Genomic DNA, 18174 nt, shown 5'->3' on the forward strand with positions numbered 1-18174 from the left:
GAAAGGAGGTGAAAATGAAAGATAATGATCTTAATAAAAATTCTTATAAAGCATATGATTTGCAAGAAGAAAATAAGATGAGAGATAGTGAAAAATGGCGTAAAACGCAAGAAATGATAGATGAACAGTTTTCGAAAGATTCATCATTTGACAATGAAAAAGTAAATGCATTAGGAGCGCCATTGCTTGGTGATACACGTGATTTATTCCGTCCAGCTTCTCGTGATATTCCAGCGCAACCTGGAGTATACAAGTGGCGTGATGGCGAGGGGCGAGTTATTTACGTTGGAAAAGCAAAAAATTTACGCAATCGTTTAGCGAATTATTTTCAACCTCTTTACCAACTTCATCCTAGAACTCAATCTATGGTTCTTACAGCTCGCAGTTTGGAATGGACTGTTGTAAGCACTGAATTTGAGGCTCTTACACTTGAATATACTTGGATTAAAGCTTTTAATCCAAGGTTTAATGTAGTTTTTCGTGACGATAAAACATATCCTTATGTTGCAGTTTCGCTAGAAGAAACTTTTCCAAGAGTATGGATTACTAGAAATCGTAGTGCGAGGCATGCTAGATATTTTGGTCCGTATGCAAAAGTGTGGCCTCTTCGTCATAGTTTAGATTCTTTACTTAAAACTTTTCCTATTCGCACATGCTCATCCTCTGTTTTTAACAAAGCTCATAGGACTGGTAGGCCTTGCCTATTTGCTTCTATTGGTAAATGTTCAGCTCCTTGTATAGGAAACATAGATCCTATCGAACATCGCAAGATGGTAGAGCATGTAGTTGGCATACTTACAGGCAGTATTGGAGAGTCTTATATTTCACAAATTAAGAACGAGATGAAAGAAGCAAGTGAAGAGCTAGAATTTGAGCGTGCAGCTAAATTGCGTGACGAAATTGCTGTTTTGAACACTATTTTGCAACAAAATGCAGTTGTGTTTGACAATGATGTAGAAGCAGATGTTTTTGGATTCTGCGGAGATGAGCTTGAAGCGTCAATTCATGTATTTTTTGTCAGAGCTGGAATGATTCGTGGAGAGAAAAATTGGTCAGTAGAACGAAATGAGCATATTAGTGACAGTGATCTTATAGCTGATTTATTAACTCGCGTATACGCAGAATATGAGCAAAATTACACACAAAACCATGAAGATACTATTAGCATTAAGAAAGTTCGCGACGCTGTTAGCTCTACGCAACAAGCTACTGCAACTGATGTAATATTGCGAGCGCAAGCTACTAAAACTCGTCGTGAACGTCAAGAGAGAACAGGTCGTGAAGATTTACTTGCTCCTATTTCGCCTGTTCCTCGTGAGATTATAGTTCCAATTAAAATTTCTGAAGAACGTAAGCAAGAGCTTGAATTGTGGCTTAGCAATATTCGTGGTTCTCAAGTAAGTATTAGAGTTGCAGAGCGCGGAGAAAAACGTGCTCTTATGGATCGTGCAAACGATAATGCTAGTCAGGAATTGAAACGCATAAAATCTAGCCGTATTAACAGTATAGATATGAGAACAGAAGCTATGAATGAAATAGCAAAAGCGCTTGGAATGAGTAAATCTCCTTTGCGAATTGAATGTTATGATATCTCAAATACAGTTGATGGCAGTTATCAAGTTGCTTCTATGGTTGTTTTTGAAGATGGTGTTGCTCGTCCTAGTGAGTACCGTCATTTTGCGGTTCGAGGTGAACACGGTGATGGTAAAACAGATGATTTAAGTGCTGTTTATGAAACATTATTGCGAAGGTTTAAGCATAAAGATGTTTATGAAGAAGATAAGCTTGATACATCGGATTCATCAGATACATCTGGCTCATCTGACTTATCTGACATTAATATTTGTGATTCCAACAGTGTTTCTAATAAGCATTTTTCAGGTAATTCGTTGACTAATGCGCGGCATTTTGCTTATAAGCCTCAATTAATTATTGTCGATGGAGGAAAAGAACAAGCAAAAGCTGCTAAAAGAGCTATGAAAGATGCTGGCGTAAGTGATATTACTGTTTGTGGTTTAGCTAAGAAACTTGAAGAAGTGTGGCTTCCTGACGAAGATTATCCAATCATTTTTAAGAGAAGCTCAGAAGGATTGTATTTATTGCAGCGCGCTAGAGATGAGTCTCATCGTTTTGCTATTTCGTATCATCGTAAATTGCGAAGAAAAGGTTCATTGCATTCTACTTTTGATGCTATTCCTGGAATTGGAGCAGTGTATCGCAAGCGTTTGCTTACATCTTTTGGTTCAATAAAATCTTTGAAAAATGCTTCATTAGAAGATTTGCAAAGAGTACCTGGAATTGGCGAGAATAAAGCAAAAGCTATATACAATGCTTTGCGTAAAAATAATGATAAGTAGCTTTTGAATTACTATGAGTCTTACTATGAGTCGCAACTCGTCAGCATAAGGCACTAGCCTAAGAAGTATGTCTCAGGAAATTGAAATTGGTTTGGGCAAAAAAGCCCGAGTTGCATATTCGCTTGACGATATTGCTATTGTTCCTTCGCGCCGTTCGCGTGATCCTCAAGCTGTATCTACTTCATGGCAAGTAGATGCTTACACGTTTGATATCCCAATTATTGCTGCTCCAATGGATTCGGTTACTAGCCCGGATACTGCGATTGCAATTGGTCAAATGGGCGGTCTTGGAGTTCTTGATCTAGAAGGTTTATGGACTCGATATGAGAATCCAGAACCTTTGTTAAAAGAAATAGCTGAGTTGCCGTCAAATATTGCAACCCGCCGCATTCAGGAGATTTATACTGAGCCAATCAAACCAGAATTGATTGCAAAACGTTTGCATACAATCAGAGATGCTGGAGTGACAGTAGCAGGAGCTCTTTCTCCACAACGCACGCAAGAATTGTATAACACTGTGCTAGAAGCTGGTGTTGATTTATTTGTGATTCGCGGAACAGCAGTATCTGCTGAACATGTTTCTAAGGATCATGAGCCTCTTGATTTAAAGAAGTTTATTTACGATCTCGATGTTCCTGTTATTGTTGGAGGCTGCGCGGATTATACTTCTGCTCTTCATTTGATGAGAACTGGAGCTGCAGGTATTTTAGTCGGATTTGGTGGCGGAGCAGTATCTGCAACCATGAATACTTTAGGTGTGCAAGCACCTATGGCTACTGCGATTGCGGATGTTGCTGAAGCTCGTAGGGATTATATGGATGAATCTGGCGGTCGTTACGTGCAAATTATTGCTGATGGCGGAATGGGTAATTCCGGCAGCTTTATTAAGGCTCTTGCAGTTGGAGCTGACGCAGTTATGCTTGGTACTCCATTAGCTCGCGCAACTGAGGCTCCTGGTCATGGCACTCATTGGGGTGCTGAGGCTCGTCATTCGTCACTTCCTCGTGGCATGCGCTCAAATGTTGGCACTGTGGCTCCGCTAGAGAATATTCTTTTCGGCCCAAGTCATGAAGCAGATGGTACTACAAACTTTGTTGGTGCATTGCGCAGAACAATGGCTTCTACAGGTTATGTTGATGTTAAGAGCTTCCAGCGTTGCAGCGTAGTATTTAATCCATTCCATCAGGATATTCGTTAGTGTTATAAGTATGATGCTTATTGCATAAAATATGGCGGTTCAGTAATTTGCTCTGAACCGCCATTTTTGTTTTCAAAATTGTTATATCTATATGAATATTCTATTGATTTATGCATAAATATGATTTTTAGCTATATTTGTTATTCTTTTAAACCGTAATGTGTATAATTCAACACGCATAAAATCGTTTATTTTCAATAAAAACGACGAATATTTTGTAATTTATCCACATTTTTATTAATTACGCAGTTAGAGAAAAATTACGTTGTAAGCTTTTATCTAAACTCGTTTAGTTTGTAGGAATATAAGCTTAACAAGTTTTAAATAACAACAGTTTTAAATAATTGTTAAAGCGGGAGAGAAATATGAAGATAGATTTTGCTGATGCCTATGGCATGGATGATAACGACTACAGTGATGATGAGCTGAAAGATAAGTCTTCAAAGGCAAAGAAAAACAATGACGAGGATCCTCCAAATGTTTTCTGTAGATCTCGTATTGGATTGCCTGTATATGAGGGTGAAGTTAGTGTTGGCTTTTCTCGTGAATGCTTGAAATACCATGTTGGAATGTGCTATTTCGACAGTAGAGATGAGCAGGCTTTTGTTAATTTAGCTTTAAAAACTTGTCAAATTGCTTGCATAGCTGCAGATATTTCTAGAGGTAGGCCTATTTCCCCAGCAATGTCGCAGCTTTTAACAAAAAGTTGTATTACTAAATTAACTAACATGTGGAAACTGATGGATGAGTATTTCACTGATAATAACGATTCGGAAACTCGCTCTGCTGTGCGTAGTTTTCCTGCAGTTCCTAGTTTGTTTAATGGAATGTTAGTCAGCCCGAATCATTTTGAAGGTGTTGTGCGCATTTGTGCAGGACCTGTGAAATACTGGGCGTCGCTATCTTTGCAATTGAAAAATAATCGTTGGATTTGCACATATGCGGATCTAGGATAAAATCGTCGCTTATAATAGGTAGCTGAAATAAGACATCTATGATAATGCGTTTGAAGACTTATATATATATTCAAAAAATATGAACCCCTTATTGCTTGATTTGTTGATTTTCTAACAATTTCAGCAATAAGGGGATTTGTTTTTAAAGATTAAATATTCTAACTTGTACGACTTGTAGAATCTAAGTTTTATCAGTGTTTGTTTATAAATGACAATATTAAGTATTATTTTTTGTACTTCGTGCAGTCGTGTCGATTCTGTTATCAAGTACAATAAATAATATGCTCCGAGAATTTGCTGTAGAAGCCATTCACCCAACTCAAGACGGTGATACCATTTATTCCTTACTCGCCAATCGTGCTATGCGTAACCCACAAGACGTGGTTGCTCAATGGCAAGACGATGAAACTCGTCGTTGGCATGATGTTACTTCATCTGAAATGCTCGCGAAAGTTCGTGCAGTAGCTCGAGGCTTAATAGCACTCGGAGTTCAGCATGGCTCCAAAGTTGTTATTTACTCTGCTACATGCTATGAGTGGGGTATTACCGATTTTGCTTGTGCATGCATTGGTGCTGTAAGCGTTCCTATTTATGAAACAGATTCAGCATTACAGGCAGCTGACATTATCGATGAAGTTAAGCCAGTTATTGCTTTTGCTGGAGACGATGCACATGCTCAATGCTTAGAGCGTGTTCGCCAGGATCATAAACGCATAACTTTGAAAACTGTATTTAATTTCAAAGCTGGCGGCTTGGAAGCAGTTGTTGATTTTGGTAAATCTATTACTGATGATGAGCTTAATAAAGCTGTTGATGCTGTTAAGGCAGATGATTTAGCTACTATTGTTTACACTTCTGGCTCAACTGGTAGACCTAAAGGCGCAATGCTTTCAAATCGTAATTTTACGCATATTGTTTTTGCTGGTTACGATGTTCTTAGCGATATGTTATGCAAGCCAAATCGTTTGCTTTTATTCCTTCCATTAGCGCATTGTTTTGCTCGCTACATTCAATATGTTGCAATCGGCGCTCATGGCGTTATTGGATATGTGCCTAATGCTAAGCATCTTTTGGCTGATTTGCGTAGTTTTAAGCCTACGTATTTACTTGGCGTTCCTAGGGTTTTTGAAAAAGTTTATAACGCTGCGTCACAAAAAGCTGGTGCTGGCATAAAGGGTCGTATCTTTGCTAAAGCTGTAAAGCATTTCATTCAATGGTCTCGCGACAATGTTGAAGGTAAAACCCATTCTCTTGCTGCGCGCATGAATCATGCAATGTACATGAAAACAGTTGGTTCTTCTATTCGTTCAGCTTTAGGCCCTAATCTTTCATGGTTAGCTTGCGGTGGAGCCCCAATGGATGCTGATTTGGCTCATTTCTTTAATGGTCTTGACGGTATTACTTTTATTCAAGGCTATGGAATGACTGAAACTGCTGCTCCTTGCGTAGTTAATTTTGAGCATGCAAATCAAGTTGGATCTGTAGGTCGACCTGGTCCTGGTATAACTATTCGTCTTGCTGACGATGATGAAGTGCTTATTAAAGGTCCTAACGTATTTATGGGATATTTCAATAAGCCCGAGCTTACTGCAGAAGTTATTGACGAAGATGGATGGTTGCATTCAGGAGATCTTGGTTCAATAGATGATGAAGGATTCTTGTCTATTACTGGTCGCAAAAAAGATATTATTATTACTGCTGGTGGCAAGAATATAAGTCCTGCTCCTATGGAAGGTATTATTGCTCAATGCCCATTAGTTTCTCATGCTGTAGTAGTGGGCGATGGTAAGCCATTTGTTTCTGCTTTAATTGAGCTTGATCCAGATATGGTTCGTTCTTGGCTAAAGAATAAAGGAATGGATGTTAACCTTACTATGAGTGAGATTGCTGCTAACGATGCTGTGCGTTCAGTAATTCAGCAATTTATTGACCAAGCTAATAGTACTGTTTCTCGCGCTGAGTCTGTTCGTAAGTTTGTTATTTTGCAAGATGAATTTACTCAAGATGCTGGAACCTTGACTCCAAGTATGAAGATTGTTCGTCCGAAGATTCTTGCTCGCTATGCTGATATTATCGAAACGCAATTGTATGCTCCAAAGCCTAATACTCGTCCTTTGCCAGCAACTGTAAAGATTCTCGATAAAACTACTGAGACTGTTAAGCAAGCACAAGAGACTGTTAAGCAAGCTCAGGAAGCTGTAACTCCTCGAGTTCGTCAAGCTATCGATCAAGCTGCGAATCATTTGAAGCATTTTGGTGAAGAATCTTCATCAGATTCCTCTTCGACATCGCATAGTGATAATAATGAACATGTCGAGTAAAGAGCTTGCATATTTGTAGTTGTTTTTCGTTATTCCTACTTAAATAAAAGAAAGAGTAATCGAGTGTCTATTAGAAAAATTCGTATTGTTCCGGATCCTGTATTGCGAACTCCTTGTGATGAGATTCGTGAAATTACTCCAGCTGTGAAACATTTAGTTGATGATTTATTGGAAACGGTAAATGACCCAGGTAGAGCTGGATTGTCTGCTAATCAGATTGGTGTAAGTTTTAGAGCTTTTTCTTACAATATAAATGGTCGAATCGGCTATATTCTAAATCCAGTAATTGAAGAGCTAAAAGGTGAGCAGTACGACGACGAGGGTTGCCTTTCTGTTCCGGGATTATGGTACAAAACTAGGCGCGCAAATTATGCTAGAGCTCGTGGAATTGATTTAGATGGTAAGACTGTAGTGCTTGAAGGTGAAGGTCTTATGGCTAGAATGATTCAGCATGAGTGTGATCATTTAGATGGTCATATTTATTTAGATAGGCTTGAAAAGGACGTGCGCCGTCAAGCGTTGCGTGAGTTGCGCAATAATATGCGTAACTAAGTTTTAGTTTTTATGCTTTATGCGTAAATAATTTTTTAAAAATTATCGGCGTTTTTGTTGCTTTTATTGCTACAAGAATGCCGATTTTTAGTATTGAGTATCTGATATAATCGCTCTTTGCGTGTCCATTTTGAGCATGAGTATTGCCGCGTTGTATGATTGCTCGCTTTTTATTGTCTACACGGATTCGCAAATACGCGCCATGTACGCGTCCGTTCGTGTCGGTCGGCTTGGATTTAGACATGTGTTAACCAAGTTGCATGCGAACAGACATGGCCAGGAAATAACCGACAAGAAAGGTATATAGATATGGCACAGATTACCATGAGTGAAATGCTGAAGGCTGGTTTGCACTTCGGACATCAGACTCGTCGCTGGAACCCAAAGATGAAGCAGTTCATTCTTACCCAGCGCAATGGTATTCATATCATCAATTTGTTCAAGTCTCTCGACATGATCGACAAGGCTTATGACTTCATCAAGCAGACTGTTGCTCACAACGGCACTGTTCTCTTCGTGGGCACTAAGAAGCAGGCTCAAGAAGCTGTACAGAATCAGGCAACTCGCGTAAACATGCCTTATGTTTGCGAGCGTTGGCTTGGCGGTATGTTGACCAATTTCCAGACTGTTTCTACTCGCGTAAAGCGCTTGAAGGAACTTGAGGAAATGGACTTCAGCGATGTTCGTGGATCCGGCTTGACTAAGAAGGAACTTTTGCTTCTCGAGCGCGAGAAGGACAAGCTTTCCAAGCAGCTCGGTGGTATTCGCAACATGAACCGCACTCCATCCGCCATGTTCGTTGTTGATATTAACAAGGAAGCTTTGGCTGTTGAAGAAGCTCACAAGCTTGGTATCCCAGTTGTAGCAATTGTTGATACCAACACTGATCCTGAGGCTGTTGAGTATCCAATTCCTGCAAACGACGATGCTATTCGTGGCATTGAGTTATTGACTAGCTTGATGGCTGATGCTGTAGCTGAAGGTTTGCTTGAGCATGCCGGTAAGGGCGCTAAGTCTGAAGGTAATGATGCTCAGCCAATGGCAGCTTGGGAGAAGGAATTGCTCACCAAGGAAGGCGAAGCTGAAGCTGAGCCTGCCAAGGAAGAAAATACTGAGGCAAACGCCTGATAAGCTAATTTGCAACCAGATTCTTATTTAGAAGCTGCAAAATCCAATTGATTTTGCTTTTTGCAGCTTTTAAGAATCATATTGATACGAGGAGAACAAAATGGCAGCAATTACTGCAGCGTTGATTAAGCAGGTGCGCGAAGAAACTGGCGCCGGCATGATGGACGTTAAAAAGGCTCTTACTGAAGCTGAAGGCGACGTTGCCCGCGCTAAGGAAATCATCCGCGCTAAGGGTATTCAAGCAGCTGGTAAGCGTGAAGGTCGCAAGGCTCAGGAAGGTACCATCGCTTCTAAGGTTGTTAAGTCTGCTGAAGGCGAAACTGGTTACGCAGTTGAGTTGAATTCTGAAACCGACTTTGTTGCAAAGACACCAAAGTTTGTGGAATTCTCAAATACTGTTCTTGACCATGCTGTTGAAGCTAATGCTTCTACTGCTGAAGAAGTACTTGCAGCTCCAGCTGATGGTGCAACTGTTAAGGAATCTGTTGAAGAAGCAGCAGCTTTGTTCGGCGAACACGTCAAGGTTGGTCAGGTTGCTAAGGTAAGCGGTCCACACGTTGAGATTTATGCTCACAAGAAGTCTGTGGAATTGCCTCCAAGCATCGTTTCCATGATTGCTACTGACGAAGCTGGCGCAAAGGTTGCTCACGAAGCTGCTTTGCAGATTTCCGCTATGGGTGCACAGTGGCTTCGCCGCGAAGATGTTCCAGAAGAAGTTTTGGAATCTGAGCGTCGCGTTGCAACCGAGAAGTCCTTGGCTGAAGGCAAGCCAGAGAAGATTGTTCCAAAGATTGTTGAAGGACGTATGAACGCCTTCTTCAAGGAAACTGTACTTCTCGAGCAGGCATACGTTAAGGATCCATCCAAGAGCGTTGGTGACTTGTTCAAGGAAGTTGGCGGCACCGCTTTTGCCTTTGCTCGCGTTGAGGTTGGCAAGGGTGCTGCTGAATAAGCACTAATTATATAAGAATTTATTTTTGTTCTTGTATATAGGGTTGCGTGCACAAGTTGTGCGCAACCCATTTTTTATATTCATTTTCCAGCTTAACGTGCGTTTTGAGTGTCGTTATTGATAGATAAACTGACAAAGATATACCTCATTCGCCGTTATGACTGGAGGAATCTGTATGGCTATTGCACAAACGGATGAAAGAAAGTCCCGTAGGGTTTTATTAAAGCTTTCTGGAGAAGCATTCGGTGGTGGCGCTGTTGGTATTGATACTAATGTTATTCGTAGGATTGCCGGCGAAATAGTAGCTGCAGTCAATCAAGGCGTTCAGGTTGCTATTGTTGTCGGCGGCGGTAACTTCTTTAGGGGAGCAGAACTGCAGCAAGCAGGTATTGATCGTAGCCGTGGCGATTACATGGGTATGTTGGGCACTGTAATGAACTGTTTGGCTCTTCAGGATTTTCTTGAGCAAGCAGGGCAAGCAACTCGCGTACAAACTGCTATTACAATGGGTCAGGTTGCAGAACCTTATATTCCGTTGAAAGCAATTCGTCACCTTGAAAAGGGTCGTGTGGTTATTTTTGGTGCTGGTGCCGGAATGCCATACTTCTCAACAGATACTGTTTCTATTCAACGTTCATTGGAAATTCATTGCGATGAAGTTCTTATGGGCAAGAATGGTGTGGATGGCGTATATAGTGCTGATCCTCGTAAAGATTCTACTGCTCGTAAGTTCCTAACATTAAACTATAAGCGTGCTATCGTCGATGGTTTAGCTGTTATGGATGCGTCTGCGCTTTCTATGGCTCGCGATAATAATCAAAAAATTCGTGTTTTTGGTCTCGAAGGCGAAGGTAACGTAACTAGTGCTCTTGTTGGAGAATCTATTGGCACTTTAGTGTCTAATGCAGAGCCAACATTTGCTTAAATATTATAAAGGAGAACACATGTCAGCAATAATTGATCAAGCCCGTGAACAGATGAATAAGTCTGTTGAAGCTACTAAAGAGAATTTTATGGGTATTCGCACCGGTCGTGCTAATCCTGCTTTGCTAAACGGAATTATGGTTGATTATTATGGTGCTCCAACTCCAATTAAAGCTGTTGCATCTATTGGTGTTCCAGAGCCTAGAACCCTTTCAGTTACGCCTTTTGATGCTTCTCAAGCGAATGCTGTTGAAAAAGCCATTCGCGATTCTGATTTAGGCGTAAGCCCTAATCGTGATGGCAATGTTATTCGTGTTACTATGCCAGAGCTTACGGAAGAGCGTCGCAAGGAATACGTCAAGCTTGCTAAGAATAAAGCAGAAGAAGGCAAAGTTGCAGTTCGCAATATTCGTCGCAAAGCTAAGGAATCTATTGACAAGTCTGTTAAAGACGGTGAACTTGGCGAAGATGAAGGCGATCGTTTACAAAAAGAGCTTGATAAAGTAACTAAGCAAGTTACTGATTCTTTAGACGTTTTGCTTGAAGGTAAGCAAAAAGAAATTATGGAAGTCTGAGATTTTTGTAGTTTCAAACTGAATGGGTGCCGTATGAGTCAACTAAAACAGCATAATTTTGCCAATGGAGTCAATAAAGCAGACGCTGAAAAAACTGCATCAGAAGTAAGATTATCTTCTGACAAAGCAGCTACTGCTACACATGGCACCCATGAAACTTTAAGTGATATTAATCGTCGCACAGGCAGGAATATGCCTCAAGCAATTGCTACTGCCGCAATACTAGTTGTAGCAATTGTTTCTTGCTTAATTATTAGCATTGATGTCTTTATAGTGCTTATGGCCATTTTTATGGTTCTGGCATTGTGGGAATTACATGTTGATTTTGCAACTCTTGGTTTGCGTATTCCTTTCGTGACGTTATCAATATGTTCGCTTGTAACTATTTTTGCAACCTACTATGCAAAATGGCATGCTGTTGCTATGGCTAGTGGAATTACTGCATCTTTGCTTCTTACAGTAATTTGTGCGACTCTTAGCAGCACTATTTCAAATAGAACGATGCAAGCTGTAGAAAAAAAGCTCGATGGTTCTAACCGCTCATCATACGAGCATACTTTATTTACGAATATGTCTGTTTCGCTATTCGTAGTGTTGTACATTCCACTTTTAGCTTCTTGCATTGTGTTAGCTCTTACAAATACAAAATACGCAGTTGCTCACGCTATGCTTTTGGTATTTTTACCTGCATTAAGTGACACTGGCGGATTATTTGCTGGTGCGTGGTTGGGTAAACATAAGCTTTCTCCGCGAATCTCTCCTAAGAAGTCTGTAGAGGGCTTAATAGGCTCAATGCTTTTTGCGATTATAGGAGCATACGCAATTATTGCAGGTTTTTATGGTTCCTCTTGGTTCAATTTCTGGTGGATGCCATTAGTTATGGGTATTTCTTCTGGAATTGTTGGCACATTTGGTGACTTGTGTGCTTCTATGCTTAAAAGAGATATTGGTATTAAAGACATGGGACATTTGCTAAAAGGTCATGGTGGTGTTCTTGACCGAGTAGATTCTATTTTGCTGTGCGGTCCTGTGCTGCTTGTGCTTTTGCAACTTGCTCATTTCTAAATTTATCTGTCACAATCGTGGGCTTAGGCTAATATCGACGCCATGACAGTCAGTTTTATTCCGTCGCCAAGTATTTCGCAATTTTCTCTTGGCTTTGTAAACATAAAGTTTTACGCTCTTAGTATTCTTGCTGGTATTTTGATTGCAATGTGGATTACTACGCGTCGATGGAAACGTCTTGGAGGAGATTTTAACCAGATACTTGATCTTGTTTTAGTCAGTCTTCCTGCTGGAATAATTGGTGCGCGTTTGTACCACGTAATTACAACTCCAGAAAGATTCTTTGGATCTCATGGTGATTTCTTAGAAATTTTTAGAATTTGGAACGGTGGTCTAGGAATTTGGGGTGGCATATTCTTAGGCGCATTAGCTGCTTGCGCTTTATGCAAGTATCGTAAATATCCTGCCGGGTTGCTTGCGGATGCTGCCGCTCCTGCAATACTTATTGCACAAGGCATAGGTAGACTTGGAAATTGGTTTAATCAGGAACTTTATGGAGCTCCAACAACATTGCCTTGGGGTTTGAAATTAAACTATAATGCCACTCAAGCTATTGGTCATGCTGAGCGCTGCTACGATGGTTTAACCTGCCCGGCTGGAACATTATTCCATCCAACATTTTTGTACGAGATGATTTGGAATTTCATCGGTGCTGCATTGCTTATTTATTTTGGCAAAGTTATAGCTAAGAAGTTAAAAGCCGGTTCTGTATTCGCACTTTATGTTATGTGGTACACAATTGGACGCGTGTGGATTGAGGCATTGCGAATTGATTTTTCACATGTTTTCTTAGGTGTGCGCATTAATGTTTGGGTTTCTATTATCGTATTCATTTGTGCAACTGTTGCTTTTGCTTTGCTGCAAAATAGTACTAGTACTCGTGAGTCTCTTGTTGAACGACTTATAGATATAACTTCAGACGAAAGAGAACGTGAGTCTCAGAACACTTCTAGTAAGTAAGATTCAAGTATTTGAAAAAGCAATTTTAAAAATCTTGTTTTATAAAACTAGTCGCTTGCATTTTCTAGAATAGTACACATGAATATACAAATAGCACCTAGCATTCTTTCCGCAGATTTTTGCAATCTTGAGCGTGACCTCGATGCAATATCTAATGCGGATCTTGTTCATGTCGATGTAATGGATCATCACTTTGTACCTAACTTGACTTTGGGTGAACCAATTGTTAAGCGAATTTGTGAGGTTACTAAACTTCCAGTTGACGTACATTTGATGATTGAGGATCCAGATCGTTGGGCTCCAGAATACGCTAAGCTTGGAGCTGCTTCTGTGAGTTTCCATATGGGTGCTACTCATGCTCCAGTGAGATTAGCTCGTCAGCTTCGCGATATGGGTTGTAAAGCTTGCTTTGCTGTGCGCCCTGCGGAACCAGTTGAACCTATTTTCGATATTCTTGATGAATTCGATATGGTTCTTATTATGACTGTTGAGCCTGGTTTCGGTGGACAGAAGTTCTTAGCTAATCAAATGAATAAGGTTCGCCGTTTACGTGACGAAATTACTCGTCGCGGATTGCAGACTCATATTCAGGTTGATGGAGGAGTTAGCCCTTCGACTGCAGCAATAGTTGCTGAAGCTGGTGCTGATGTGCTTGTTGCAGGTTCTGCAGTTTATGGAGCAGAAAGCCCTAAAGAAGCGATTGAAGCTATTCGTAATACTGCAAAAGCTGCTTGGCGCGAATAAATATTAGATGTATGTTGGGGACATGAGATATGTCCCCAACATGTTAAGTATTGCACAACAAGCGAGTTTTTTTGATGCGAATATATGCTGATTAATTGAGTGATTTCGTATGAGGAAGATATTATGACTAAGTTCGTTATTAATCAGGAATATAGTCCTGAAGCAATGAATCGAGTTTTGACAATACCTAATCTAATCAGTTTTTTGCGCATATGTTCAATTCCGTATATTGCTTGGCTTATTACACAGCATCAAATGACTTTTGCTCTTATTGTTTTAGCAATATCTGCGTTTTCTGATTGTCTTGATGGTTATATTGCCCGTACTTTGAATCAAGTTAGTAAGTTGGGGCAAATTCTTGATCCTATAGCTGATCGTCTATTGATTTTTTGCAGTACATTAGCTTTAGCTATTGCAATGATTATCCCTTGGTGGGCACTTTTATTAGTAGTATTGCGTGATGCTATTATGGCTGTACTTGTAATAGTACTTGCGCAAAGAGATTATGGTCCTTTGCCTGTTAACTTCGTAGGTAAAGCTGGCACAGCGCTTCTTATGCTTTCAATCGTTTCTTTAATGATTGTTTATGCTGTAGCTACTGAGTCTATGTTCCTGCTTTATGCTGCTGCACTTGCATGTGGAGTGTGGGGTATTGCTCTATATTGGTATGCTGGCTTGCTTTACTATATGCAAGCTTATTTACTACTTGCTAAGTCAAGAAAAAACTAAATAAGGCGTGTACGCACATATGACTAAGCAAGATGAATTTGTTAGTTTAAAAGATAGTATTAAAGATTTAGATGTAAAGCATACGTCTCACAAAAGCACTATGCCAATATCTTTTGATGCTCCTGATGGAATGTCGTTAACTAGGCGTAGGGCATTATTCTCGCACTCATTTACTGGTATTTCAACGCATCACGTTGTAATGTCTCCCAGTGGTTTTGCTCACAATCATGATCGTAGCCGTTATATTGATGACTATGCTTTGCGTCTTATTGATGATTTAACTAATCGTCCAGTTGATCCAATGTTTATGGATGCAAGGTTAAGTAAACAGCCTGTTAAACTATTTAATCTGTGGTTCACTAGAGCTATAGTATTTTTATTGTGTGTTTCTATTGGTACTGTTGGTAGCCAGTTTGTTCGCAAATTGCACACTGATCCTAGAAAAGCAATACGTTCTTCATTAGCTAATGAGTTGTCTGGTTATACGTCTCGTTTCGATAAGCTTGTAGAAGAAGTAACGTCATTGAGAAATAACGTAGATCATGAGTCGCAAAAAATTACTACGCCTGAAGAGGATGAAGTTAGTAAATCAGATGATATGGTTAATGGCACTCATGCTGTAGAAGGTTCTGGGATTACTTTAACTATTGCTAATCCTATTTCTGCTTCGAGCGATGTGAATAGCGGTTCTTTACCTCGCGAAAGTAACGGCGCAAGAATGCGATTAGTTACAGATCGTGATATTCAACAATTTGTGTCATTATTGTGGAAAGCAGGCGCTGAAGCTATTTCCGTTAACGGGCATAGACTCGGAGCACAAACTTCTATTCGTGTTGCTGGTCAAACTATTCTTATTGGAGTTAATCAAACTCAAAGCCCATATGTTATTGAAGTTATTGGCGATTCTGATGATTTGATTAAACAATGCAATGATATGAAGCGCATGAAATGGTACGCATCTTTAGTTAATGCAGGCATTAATCCACAGGTTTCACCTTCGAGAGTTATACGACTAAGTGCAGCAAGCACAGGCGATATTAGTTTTGCCAACGAGAGAATTAGGAGATAAGCATGGCAGCGATTTTCGGATTAATTTTGGGAGTATTAATTGGAGTTGTTGTTCATCCAGATATTCCTATTGTCATTCAGCCTTACTTACCTATTATGGTCGTTGCAGCACTAGATGCGTTGCTCGGTGCTGCACGTGCATATTTTGAAAGAAACTTTTCGGATAAAGTTTTTGTTATTTCATTCTTCTCAAACGTTATAGCAGCTACGTTGCTTGTTTTGCTTGGAAATCAGCTTGGCGTAGGTGCACAATTGCAAACTGCAGTTATCGTTGTTTTAGGAATTCGTATTTTCTCTAACGTTTCTGCAATTCGTCGTTTCATCTTCAGGAGTTAGCATATGGTTTCAATGTTTTCTCATTCTCCACAAGATGATGATATTCTTCATAAAATGCGTCGTCAAAAAGCGCATGATCGTGAAAGTGATGAAACTCAAACTGGATCTTTCCCAGCAGTTCATCGTAAAGTAAAATCTTCGCTGAGTGGTCACGTGACTCGAGCGCGTATATTTACAGGCTTTTTAATGATGTTGCTCTGCGCTTTATTAGGTTTTGCGTACATGATTCAAGTTAATCGTAGTAACTCACTTTTGTATGAAACAATGAGCGAAGAGGAGTTGACGCGTCTTATTACAGAAACTCATTCTCAAATTCAAAGTTTGGAAAGCCGAAAAAGTGAATTAACAGGTCAGCTCAATTCGTTGCGTGAAGCAGTAGATAAACAAGATGAAGCTCGTCGTATTGCTCAGCAGAATGCTCAAGCAAATGGTCTTATTTCTGGACGTCTGCCGGCAGTAGGTAAAGGTATTGTAGTTCACATTACTGCAGGCGAAAAAGAGAATATTGATGCCGCTACGATGTTTCAGCTAATAGAGGAATTGCGAAATGCTGGCGTAGAAGTTATGTCTATTAACGGTGTGAGAATAGTTACTTCAAGCTATATTTCGCAAACTAAGCATGGTCTTATATGCGACAATATTATGATTGATCCTCCTTATATTGTGAAAGCAATTGGTGACCCTCAGAATTTGCAAAATGCTGTTAATATTGCAGGCGGTGTTGGGTCGCGTTTAAAAATTAAATTTGGTTCTTCTGTAATGGTTTCAGTGCCTGATGAAGTAGAAATTACTTCGACACGCGAACCAAAACAGTACGAATATGCAAAACCAGTCGAGTAACAAGGTAGAATAGCAAGTATGACTGAACCGATTCCTACAGCTGGCGAAACCACTATTATTGGTATGCCAGCTATTCATATTCCAATGAATACAACTTCAGATCGTCCTATGCAGCAGGATGATTTTGATACTATAGCGAAATTACGTCCTGGTACTGCGTTGTTGATTTCAACTAGGGGAGCAGTGTCTGGTTCTCGCTATCTTCTCGATGAAGATTTAGTAACAGTTGGGCGCGATTCGCATGCTGATATTTTGTTAGACGATTCTACTGTTTCGCGTGCGCATGCAGTGTTTAAGCGCCATAATGGCGTGTTTAGCATTTCAGATTCTGGAAGTCTAAATGGTACGTATGTAAATCGTGAACGTGTTGATGAATCAGTGCTGCATAATGGCGATGAAATTATGATTGGCAAATTCAGACTGGTATTTTTCGCACATGACGCAGTCACAGTCCGATAATGTGATTAACGCGGTACAGGGGGAGCTTTTTAACTTTTCCTTGTCTGCTGATCACGCTTCAGGATACCGTGGTAGTGTCGCTATGAAGGTTGCCGGTATTACTTACCGGCAACTCGATTATTGGGCTCGTAAAAGCATTATAGAGCCTTCAATTCATGCATCTAGCGGTTCTGGTTCTCGTCGTTTGTATTCTTTTAAGGATATTGCGATTATGGCTGTAGCTAAAAGGTTGCTCGATGCTGGCGTTAATTTAGTTAATGTTACTACGGCTATTATTTTTCTTAATCGATACTCAGAAGAGCGTTTGAGAAATATGACTATTATTTGTGATGGTCAGTCTGTTCAAGAGTGCGATGAGAATCAAGATAATATGCGTCGTATGCTTGCTTCTGGTTTAGCAGTATTTGCTATTGCTGTTGGCCGCATTGTTTCTAGAGTTGAAGAGGACTTATCTTCTGAAAATTCTGTTGATGCTACGCAAGTTGAAGAAAAAAGCAGTAAGTCTACTCGCAAATCTTATTCAAAACCTACTTCTCATATATCTTCAAACTCATGGAGTCTTGTTCAGGAAACGTGGGGATAATGGCATGTTTGTAGTTGTTATTATCGCTGTTATTTGCTGGTTTGCTTCAGTATCATTGTTTTTATATAGTTTATTTGCTTGCGTGCGTTTTTTAGTAAAATTTCGAAAAAATGCTTATTTGAAATCAAATAATATTAGCAATAGTAATAAGCGAAATTCTATTGGTTTAATGCCTTGGAGTATTGTTATTACACATTGTTGTGGGCTTCCTTGCGCAATGCTTGCGTACATGCTTTTGCATATTGTTCGCGATTTTGGATTTGTTTGTGACGATTATTGGTTATTAATGAGATCGACGTTAATTGCGTCATATGCGATTATTATCGTGCTTATTTTTGCTAATATTTTTGCAATGCTATTTTGTGCGTACCGAAGCTGCAAGTCTTAGATTATTTAGCAAGAAGTATCGTAGGTATATTATTTGATA

Annotated in this window: 19 protein-coding genes; all 19 read left to right on the forward strand. The window is 39.9% G+C overall.

The genetic code is table 11. From position 1 onward, the window contains the following. The first annotated feature begins 14 nt into the window (after positions 1–14). The 19 genes from uvrC (at position 15) to AC1EKT_RS01650 (ending at position 18135) form a co-directional block, all read left to right on the forward strand. Positions 15–2357 carry an excinuclease ABC subunit UvrC gene (gene uvrC, locus AC1EKT_RS01560; protein WP_415686835.1) on the forward strand — a complete coding sequence of 781 codons (2343 nt, stop codon included), beginning with the start codon at positions 15–17 and terminating at the stop codon, positions 2355–2357. A 67-nt stretch (positions 2358–2424) separates the two neighbouring features. Continuing rightward, the gene (locus AC1EKT_RS01565; protein ID WP_004108887.1) at positions 2425–3555 is read left to right on the forward strand and encodes a GuaB3 family IMP dehydrogenase-related protein; all 1131 of its coding nucleotides are present in this window, start codon (positions 2425–2427) and stop codon (positions 3553–3555) included. 365 nt (positions 3556–3920) lie between these two features. Continuing rightward, on the forward strand, positions 3921–4511 hold the full coding sequence (locus AC1EKT_RS01570; protein ID WP_415682963.1) for a hypothetical protein: 591 nt from the start codon (positions 3921–3923) through the stop codon (positions 4509–4511). 281 nt (positions 4512–4792) lie between these two features. Next, complete coding sequence (locus AC1EKT_RS01575) at positions 4793–6832, forward strand: AMP-dependent synthetase/ligase (protein ID WP_415682964.1); 2040 nt, start codon at positions 4793–4795, stop codon at positions 6830–6832. Positions 6833–6895: 63 nt separating this feature from the next. Beyond that, positions 6896–7384: a peptide deformylase gene (locus tag AC1EKT_RS01580; RefSeq protein ID WP_415682965.1), complete on the forward strand. Its 489-nt coding sequence runs from the start codon at positions 6896–6898 to the stop codon at positions 7382–7384. Positions 7385–7693: 309 nt separating this feature from the next. Continuing rightward, the gene (rpsB, locus tag AC1EKT_RS01585; protein WP_119526583.1) at positions 7694–8512 is read left to right on the forward strand and encodes a 30S ribosomal protein S2; all 819 of its coding nucleotides are present in this window, start codon (positions 7694–7696) and stop codon (positions 8510–8512) included. A 100-nt stretch (positions 8513–8612) separates the two neighbouring features. Beyond that, entirely contained in the window at positions 8613–9464 is an 852-nt protein-coding gene (gene tsf / locus AC1EKT_RS01590; protein WP_415682966.1) for a translation elongation factor Ts, read from the forward strand. A 175-nt stretch (positions 9465–9639) separates the two neighbouring features. Then, positions 9640–10389: a UMP kinase gene (gene pyrH, locus AC1EKT_RS01595; protein WP_415682967.1), complete on the forward strand. Its 750-nt coding sequence runs from the start codon at positions 9640–9642 to the stop codon at positions 10387–10389. A 19-nt stretch (positions 10390–10408) separates the two neighbouring features. Further along, positions 10409–10963, forward strand: coding sequence for a ribosome recycling factor (gene frr, locus AC1EKT_RS01600; RefSeq protein WP_004106603.1), 555 nt, complete (start codon positions 10409–10411; stop codon positions 10961–10963). 33 nt (positions 10964–10996) lie between these two features. After that, positions 10997–12028: a phosphatidate cytidylyltransferase gene (locus tag AC1EKT_RS01605; protein ID WP_415682968.1), complete on the forward strand. Its 1032-nt coding sequence runs from the start codon at positions 10997–10999 to the stop codon at positions 12026–12028. A 42-nt stretch (positions 12029–12070) separates the two neighbouring features. Beyond that, positions 12071–12988, forward strand: coding sequence for a prolipoprotein diacylglyceryl transferase (lgt, locus tag AC1EKT_RS01610; protein WP_415682969.1), 918 nt, complete (start codon positions 12071–12073; stop codon positions 12986–12988). Between the two features lie 78 nt (positions 12989–13066). Continuing rightward, positions 13067–13732, forward strand: coding sequence for a ribulose-phosphate 3-epimerase (rpe, locus tag AC1EKT_RS01615; protein ID WP_415682970.1), 666 nt, complete (start codon positions 13067–13069; stop codon positions 13730–13732). 123 nt (positions 13733–13855) lie between these two features. Continuing rightward, complete coding sequence (locus tag AC1EKT_RS01620) at positions 13856–14461, forward strand: CDP-alcohol phosphatidyltransferase family protein (RefSeq protein ID WP_119526593.1); 606 nt, start codon at positions 13856–13858, stop codon at positions 14459–14461. Positions 14462–14480: 19 nt separating this feature from the next. Further along, entirely contained in the window at positions 14481–15530 is a 1050-nt protein-coding gene (locus AC1EKT_RS01625; protein ID WP_415682971.1) for a DUF881 domain-containing protein, read from the forward strand. Between the two features lie 2 nt (positions 15531–15532). Next, a complete protein-coding gene (locus AC1EKT_RS01630) occupies positions 15533–15865 on the forward strand; it encodes a small basic family protein (RefSeq protein ID WP_004106615.1) in 333 nt (110 codons plus the stop codon). A gap of 3 nt (positions 15866–15868) precedes the next feature. Next, positions 15869–16705 (forward strand): DUF881 domain-containing protein, encoded by an 837-nt coding sequence (locus AC1EKT_RS01635; RefSeq protein WP_119526595.1) that lies wholly within the window; start codon positions 15869–15871, stop codon positions 16703–16705. Positions 16706–16723: 18 nt separating this feature from the next. After that, positions 16724–17164, forward strand: a complete 441-nt coding sequence (locus AC1EKT_RS01640; protein WP_004106618.1) for an FHA domain-containing protein — start codon at positions 16724–16726, stop codon at positions 17162–17164. Continuing rightward, entirely contained in the window at positions 17142–17747 is a 606-nt protein-coding gene (locus AC1EKT_RS01645) for a MerR family transcriptional regulator (protein ID WP_415682972.1), read from the forward strand. The genes AC1EKT_RS01640 and AC1EKT_RS01645 overlap by 23 nt, the downstream gene beginning before the upstream one ends. 118 nt (positions 17748–17865) lie before the next feature. Then, a complete protein-coding gene (locus tag AC1EKT_RS01650; protein WP_391495787.1) occupies positions 17866–18135 on the forward strand; it encodes a hypothetical protein in 270 nt (89 codons plus the stop codon). Positions 18136–18174: the final 39 nt, after the last annotated feature.

This window comes from Bifidobacterium sp. C0047B3, from assembly GCF_056590535.1.